This is a genomic window from Streptomyces sp. NPDC050448 (assembly GCF_040655295.1).
In the GTDB taxonomy this organism is placed as follows: Bacteria; Actinomycetota; Actinomycetes; order Streptomycetales; family Streptomycetaceae; genus Streptomyces.
In genome coordinates this window covers 1-6,014 of sequence record NZ_JBFAJR010000088.1, presented here as the reverse complement: position 1 = coordinate 6,014, position 6,014 = coordinate 1, and the positions used below count along the sequence as shown (strand labels likewise).

The 6,014-nt window shown below is 68.9% G+C and carries 8 protein-coding genes and 1 pseudogene; 4 read left to right on the top strand and 5 right to left on the bottom strand.

Annotation, left to right across the window (positions count from 1 at the left end; translation table 11 throughout):
• Window positions 1-195 precede the first annotated feature (195 nt).
• Window positions 196-693 carry a hypothetical protein gene (locus tag AB0I68_RS38550; protein WP_363182112.1) on the bottom strand — a complete coding sequence of 166 codons (498 nt, stop codon included), beginning with the start codon at window positions 691-693 and terminating at the stop codon, window positions 196-198.
• Between the two features lie 631 nt (window positions 694-1,324).
• Here AB0I68_RS38550 and AB0I68_RS38545 point away from each other — a divergent pair.
• Window positions 1,325-1,831, top strand: coding sequence for a hypothetical protein (locus tag AB0I68_RS38545; RefSeq protein WP_363182111.1), 507 nt, complete (start codon window positions 1,325-1,327; stop codon window positions 1,829-1,831).
• Window positions 1,832-2,544: 713 nt separating this feature from the next.
• Here AB0I68_RS38545 and AB0I68_RS38540 read toward each other — a convergent pair.
• The 4 genes from AB0I68_RS38540 to AB0I68_RS38525 all read right to left on the bottom strand — a co-directional run bounded on the left by AB0I68_RS38540 (window position 2,545) and on the right by AB0I68_RS38525 (window position 3,750).
• A complete protein-coding gene (locus AB0I68_RS38540) occupies window positions 2,545-2,670 on the bottom strand; it encodes a hypothetical protein (protein ID WP_363182110.1) in 126 nt (41 codons plus the stop codon).
• Window positions 2,671-2,749: 79 nt separating this feature from the next.
• Complete coding sequence (locus AB0I68_RS38535) at window positions 2,750-2,878, bottom strand: hypothetical protein (RefSeq protein WP_363182109.1); 129 nt, start codon at window positions 2,876-2,878, stop codon at window positions 2,750-2,752.
• Window positions 2,848-3,360 (bottom strand): alcohol dehydrogenase catalytic domain-containing protein, encoded by a 513-nt coding sequence (locus AB0I68_RS38530; protein WP_363182108.1) that lies wholly within the window; start codon window positions 3,358-3,360, stop codon window positions 2,848-2,850. The genes AB0I68_RS38535 and AB0I68_RS38530 overlap by 31 nt, the downstream gene beginning before the upstream one ends.
• A 66-nt stretch (window positions 3,361-3,426) precedes the next feature.
• Window positions 3,427-3,750 (bottom strand): DUF2255 family protein, encoded by a 324-nt coding sequence (locus AB0I68_RS38525; RefSeq protein ID WP_363182107.1) that lies wholly within the window; start codon window positions 3,748-3,750, stop codon window positions 3,427-3,429.
• A 176-nt stretch (window positions 3,751-3,926) separates the two neighbouring features.
• Here AB0I68_RS38525 and AB0I68_RS38520 point away from each other — a divergent pair, with 176 nt between their 5' ends.
• The 3 genes and pseudogenes from AB0I68_RS38520 (at window position 3,927) to AB0I68_RS38510 (ending at window position 5,726) form a co-directional block, all read left to right on the top strand.
• A complete protein-coding gene (locus tag AB0I68_RS38520; protein ID WP_363182106.1) occupies window positions 3,927-4,421 on the top strand; it encodes a hypothetical protein in 495 nt (164 codons plus the stop codon).
• Window positions 4,422-4,569: 148 nt separating this feature from the next.
• A pseudogene (locus AB0I68_RS38515) lies at window positions 4,570-5,172 on the top strand (helicase associated domain-containing protein); the annotation flags it as partial.
• Between the two features lie 182 nt (window positions 5,173-5,354).
• Complete coding sequence (locus AB0I68_RS38510; protein ID WP_363182105.1) at window positions 5,355-5,726, top strand: hypothetical protein; 372 nt, start codon at window positions 5,355-5,357, stop codon at window positions 5,724-5,726.
• Window positions 5,727-6,014 lie beyond the last annotated feature (288 nt).

Genomic DNA, 6,014 nt, shown 5'->3' with positions numbered 1-6,014 from the left:
CGCAGAATCCAGCTCCGGTCCCACCTGATCGACGGCTGCCTCACCGCCACCGGCCTGCCCCTCGACCCACCGACCCCACACTGAAAATCTCAGTAGGTGCGGATCCAGGCGTTGTCCGACCCGCCAACAGCGCTGTTCGTCGAGGGAGGCCAGGCAGCTCGCGCAGGTGCGCGCCTCGCCCGCAGCCGCCCGCACTCACGCGACGGCGGACCCCGCGGCTGAACCAGGGCCTGCGGCAAACAGCCCCTGCTCGGCCACTGCCCACCCCCGGGCCACCAGACGCTTCGCCATCGACCGGACACACTCGATCTTCGTCGGCACCGCTTCCCGGCCCAGGGCCACCGTCAGTTCCCTGGCCTTCATCGGACCGCCGGCCGCCCCGGCCACCAGCACGGCAAGCAAACGCCCGTATTCCTCGGGCAGCACGCGGGCCGAGAGCCCCTCACGATGGCGTGGCACCACCATGACCCCCATCGGACCGCCGCCCACACACGTCTCGGTCGTCTCCAGCACCTGACCGACAGGCCCGTCCAAGACCTCGGTCACCGTCTCGCGCGCGATGACCAGCCGCGCCAGACCGGCTTCCGCCTCACCGAGCTCGGCCAGGACGCGATCAGCCTCCTCCCGAAGCCGCTCGATCACCTCCCGAGCAGCCGACTCCCTCGCCACCAGCAAACCCAACACCGACGCCATCACACGCCCCCACGAGCACTGCCCAACAGGACGACGCATCCCTGCCTCGCCGGACCGACCACCACTCCCACCAGCGGAAACTCAACAACCACGTTCGACAAGACAACGGGTTCTCCGCGACACCACACCCGAAGGCGTTCAACATCACGACTCGGCCGTCGGCCCCACGTACATCTCCGGCCGGTGCGGTGGTGTCGTCGGGGATTGAGAGTGTGCGGCGTGCGGGCTTTTGTCGAGTGTGGCGAGGGCGGCGCTTCGAGTCATGGACGCCGTTGGCGTATCGGGCGTTTGCGCCAGGGCGCATGCCGGTCGCCCAAGTCTCCCTCACCTACACATGCTTGCGCCGACCCTGAGGCTGCTCGTCTCCTCAGGTCCGCGGTCCCGGTCACTTTTGCCGCCGAATGGTGAGCAGGGCGTCAGATGATCAGCCTAAAGGGCTAACCGTCATCAACTCCACATGAATTGCGGTCACTTGACACCCCATTTGGCGACGCGGGGACGCTCGAGGTACCCCATTCGGCCCTCTGTACCCGATTTCCGGCATGTCACGATACAAAAGTCATATCGGCAGTTAGTACTTTTACTCACATACCGGCCGCACAGCCGGTTCCTCTGAGACAGGAGAAGTCGCATGATGATTACCCGCTCCACCGCTGTCACCGCGAGCATCGCGGCCGCCGCAGCCCTGGCCGCGATGGGCATCACCTACGCCTCGGCCGCCTCCCAGCCGGACCAGCCGGCCCCGGTGGTCCAGCAGGCGGCTGCGGCTACCGCGCCCTTCGGCGGCGGCGACTCGGGCAAGGGCAACAGGAGCAAGGGCGACGAGGGCCGGGAGCGCCACGAGGGCCGGATCAAGATCAACGAGCGGTCGTTCTCGTCCCACCCGGGCGACTGCATCACCGTCATCAGCGGCCTGGGCGCAAGGACCCTCAACGTCAGCAACGACACCCGAAGCACCGTCGAGGTCTTCGCCGGCGCGGTCTGCGACAACGGCTCTCCCATCGCCACGGTCGGCCCCCACAGCCAGAGCAACGGCGTGCACCCCCGCCACCACGAAAAGGACGGCATCGAGGTCGAAAACGGCGTCGTCGGCAGCTTCCGAGTGATCGAAAACCACGAGGGCAAGGACTGGTCCTAATCCCCACGGCATAACAGGGAGTCCCGGCCCGCCGGAATCGGGCCGGGTTCCTTGCTCCGGGCCCCCGCCCGGAGCAACCTCCAGGCAGGGACCCGGACTGGGACCATTCTCCGACAGCCCCTACCCCTCCGCACGCCCAGCCGAACCCCGAGAACAAGCACGACCACCACACCGGGCGGCCGCCCTCCCCCTCACCAGTCGGCCGCCCGGTGATTCCCGCCAGAACACCCCGCATTGATACCCGCCCAAAAGCAACGGCCGTCGGCTTCCTTCCCGGCGTTCCGGCACACCCGACCGAGTGACGAACACACGAACCCACCCCACACACCATCACCCCACCCACCCGCCACCGAACTGACGATCAGCCACCCGGGCAAGGATCCACCAGTCGAACGATGAACGATTTACAGTCCCACCCGGGCACACAGAACCCGGCTGCCGGCTGTCTCGAACCAGTTGCTCGGGTGGGGCTGGTAGGTGGTGATCACCAGCGTGGTACCGGGCCCGGCATTCGGGCACGGCAAGCTCCGCCAAAGCAGACATTGCACGAGACGACGATCAAGCCCTCCGGCTCGCCCGCCGCCTGCCCCTTGCGCAGCGCGGCGATCTCCCGCTCGTCGTACGTCGTGCACGCCCGGCGCCGAGACCGAACGCGACGACAACGGCGACACGGAAAGCGCAGCCGGACACAAGGAAGTGGGCGCTGCCCGCCATCACCGCGTGCTCCTTGTGGGCGCCGCCGCCACGACCCACCAGAACCCAGGACTGAGGGCGCCGCCGAGCATCACCCGGTACTCCGCCACCCCGCCGACGGCGATCACCGCCGCCAGCTGCGTCATCAGCCGGATGGACTCGTCGACCTCGCCGGTGTGGCGCAGGACTTCGTCGAAGGCAAAGTTGTCGAAGTACCCGATCAGCTCAGGATCGGTGAGCGCCGGCGTGGATGATCTTCTCGGCGCCCATGCGGCGGGAGGCCAGCACGGCGGACAGGCCCACCGCGCCGTCGCCGATGACGGTCACGGTCTTGCCGGGCTTGACCCGGCCCATGTGGGCGGCGGGTAACCGGTGAGGTAGACGTCGCTCAGGGCGAGCAGCGAGGGCAGGAGCGCCGGGTCCGCGTCCGGGGGGATTTTCACCAGGGTGCCGTCGGCCTCCGGCACGCGGATGGCCTCGGCCTGCGCGCCCCCGACGCCGCCGGCGCCGTACCAGCTGCCGTGCGGGCAGGCCGTGTGGAAGCCGTCCCGGCAGATCGGGCAGGTGTTGTCGGCGAACGCGAACGGGGAGACGACGAAGTCGCCTCGCTTCAGGCCGGTGATCTGGGAGCCGGTCTCCTCGACGACGCCGAGAAACTCATGCCCCATGGGTACGCCCTCGTCACTCTTGCCCATGGAGTGGTAAGGGTGCAGGTCGGAGCCGCAGACGCAGGCCAGGGTGATCCGGACGATCGCGTCCGTCGACTCGACGATGGACGGGCCGGGCACGTTCTCGACCCGAACGTCACCGGGGCCGTACATGAAGGTTGCACGCATGAAAGATCTTGCCTTTCGTAACTGCTGCGGTGGCTCTGTGAGCCGGAAGGGATCGCCGGTGGCCGGTCAGCGGGGTTCGAGGCGCAGGGTGGAGGCGCGGGCCGGGTCGGTCAGGACGTGCTCGACGAAGCTCGTGTAGCGCGCGTACTTCTCCCGGTAGGCGGCATCCACGCCTGGGTACTCGCCCGGGGCCGCCTGGTGGAAGGTGACGTCTTGCCGGACGTCGCCGGCTTCGATGTGTCCCTCGTGGCGGGACTGCGTTCCCCGGTACCAGGGTCCGCCCGTGCCCTTGATCGAGCGGACGTACAGCCGGTCGCCGGAGCGGACCACCCAGATCGTCACCGGGTCGCGCAGGGTGCCGTTGGACCGCCCGGGCGAACACCTCGTCATCCCGGCGCCAGTGACCGGCCTTGCCGGCACCGTCGAAGAGGATCTGCGAGCCGAGGCTGGGAGTGCAGCCGAGAGCCAGCAGGCGCAGGTACTCCGCCCATTCAGTGATGCCCGTGGCGCCGGGTTGAACACGAAGCGGAGGGTGTGGTCTCCCACTCTCGTTTTACTCTCGAGACATGAACGTGTTTGACGGCGGTGACGGTCGGTACCTGGAGATGACCAACGGCGACACGGCGGTGTTCGTGGACGTGCTGATTCTCGCCGTGTCCGCGCTGGCCCACGAGCCGTGGGACTTCCGCTTCGCCGCCCTGCTGACGCTCCAGGACCAGAACGTGATGGGGCGTGGGGTGATCGGCTTCGGCCTGGCGGAGCTCGACTGGGGGGACACGCCGCAGGAGGCGGTCGCGGCCAAGGACTTCCTGCTGCGCGTCCTCGATCTGGCGCTGTCCCACCACCGGTGGGAGGAACTGACGTACGAGCCGCCCCGGGCCGAGGGGCACCTGCGCACGTACCGGGCGATGGTGGAGGAGTTCGACCCTGCGACCGCGAGGGCTGGCACATGCGTCCTGCCCGGGCGGCAGGAGGGCGCGATGGCCTCGTGCGTACGCCACCGCGTGCTGGACGCGCTGCCGTTCTGGGAAGCGTGCGTGTTCTGCACGGCCGGGGTCTGAGGGTCTACGTCCCGCGGTCTGCCGTCAAAGTGATCTTGGATTGCGCGGATCACGGAGTGTTGATCCGCCGCCGTGAACTGTCCGATGCCGAGTGGGAAACTCATCCAGCCGTTGCCGCCCCGGCCCGAGAACGCGTGAGCCGCCGCGGCGGAAGGCCCGCGAGATCGAGCAGCGGCGTGCCGAGGGCCTGCCGGTGGAGTCGTCGACCGGGGCGATGACGCGGGCACGGCGCGAGCAGCTGGAGGACATCGACCCCTCATTGGTGCCCGGTGTGGCCGGTGACGTGGCAGCGCTGCTTCCACCCCGTCCGCCAGCACCTGGACGCGGGTGACGCGTTGCCCACCGTACCGGGTGAGGTCGTGCGCCAGGGCGAGGACCCCGGCCGGTGGGTCACCTCGGTCCGGCACGGGTGGGACCAGCTCACCGCCGTTCAGCAGTGGATGTGCGAGCAGGTCCTCGGCATCGAACCCGCCGGCGAGGACGAGAAGCCGAAGCCGCGCACCAGCCAGGCCGACAAGTGGGCGATGCACCTCGCCGCCGCAGCCCAGTACTTCGAGCGCGAGGGACACCTGACGGTGCCGCGCAAGCACACCGAGACGATCACCCTCGGCGGAGCGGCAGCGAGGACCAAGCGCAGCGGGACGTGCCGCTGAAGCTCGGCACGTGGGTCGACAACCAGCGCCGCCGGGCCGCGTCGTTGAAGCCGGAGCGGGCGGAACAGCTGTCCGCGATCGGGATGAGGTGGGCATAGCTACGCCAGTGTGACTGAGCGCTTCAGGTGGCGGGTTTCGCCAGCTGAAGCGCTCAGCGTGCCGTGCCTCCCCGGCGGGGCATAGACGGGGAGCCATGGTGCGACGGCGGGGTGCCAAACCCCTGGCAATCAGCCGCGCGCCGTGAGATCGTCCGCAGGTGACCGATGCTGCTGGTGGGGCAATGGCCTTGAGACGACCGGACGACCGCGCTGCGTCCGCCCTGCGCTTCGCGACGGAACTCGTCGCGTGGGTGGCCACCCCGTGGGCCCTGGCCAGCCACTCATGGCTGCTTGCCGCCCTGTCGGTGCTGGCCTTGATCGGCCTTCCGACGTTGTTCTCCACCCCGGGGGACAAGGCCAACGTGATCGTCGCGGTGCCGGGCTGGGCCACGATCCTGCTGGTACTGCTCCAGCTCGCCGCGGCCGTGGTCTCCTCGTGGCTGGCCTGGCCCGCCTGGGCGGCGGCCCCCGTGACCCTGCTGGCCGCCGCCACCCTCGTCACGGAGCGTCGACGTTGGCGGTGGCTGGTCTCCGCGAACCGACTCGCCAACTGAAGCACTCACCCGCCAACCAGCCAGCCTCAGCTGCCCCGACCCCCCGCTCCTGGACTTCCTCTACCTCACGGCTATCGCGTGACATAGAGGTGTCGTCTTCCAAGAAGGGCTTGCCCACATGGCCTGACCTGCAAGAACGGGCCGATCGCCGGGAAGGGGGTTCACACCCCCGGTAGTACCTCCGGTCCCCCGCCCCTCTCTGTCAGCCTTAGGCGAGACGTCCCGCTTCGGCGGGTTAGCCTGATAGGGCACCGACAGGAGAACCACCCCCCTCATGACCAGCACCAA

What these genes read in the sequence shown, in the direction of transcription:
- AB0I68_RS38550 (WP_363182112.1), bottom strand. Translation starts at nt 693, where the DNA reads ATGGCGTCGGTGTTGGGTTTGCTGGTGGCGAGGGAGTCGGCTGCTCGG.
- AB0I68_RS38545 (WP_363182111.1), top strand. Translation starts at nt 1,325, where the DNA reads ATGATGATTACCCGCTCCACCGCTGTCACCGCGAGCATCGCGGCCGCC.
- AB0I68_RS38540 (WP_363182110.1), bottom strand. Translation starts at nt 2,670, where the DNA reads ATGACGCAGCTGGCGGCGGTGATCGCCGTCGGCGGGGTGGCGGAGTAC.
- AB0I68_RS38535 (WP_363182109.1), bottom strand. Translation starts at nt 2,878, where the DNA reads ATGGGCCGGGTCAAGCCCGGCAAGACCGTGACCGTCATCGGCGACGGC.
- AB0I68_RS38530 (WP_363182108.1), bottom strand. Translation starts at nt 3,360, where the DNA reads ATGCGTGCAACCTTCATGTACGGCCCCGGTGACGTTCGGGTCGAGAAC.
- AB0I68_RS38525 (WP_363182107.1), bottom strand. Translation starts at nt 3,750, where the DNA reads ATGACGAGGTGTTCGCCCGGGCGGTCCAACGGCACCCTGCGCGACCCG.
- AB0I68_RS38520 (WP_363182106.1), top strand. Translation starts at nt 3,927, where the DNA reads ATGAACGTGTTTGACGGCGGTGACGGTCGGTACCTGGAGATGACCAAC.
- AB0I68_RS38510 (WP_363182105.1), top strand. Translation starts at nt 5,355, where the DNA reads ATGGCCTTGAGACGACCGGACGACCGCGCTGCGTCCGCCCTGCGCTTC.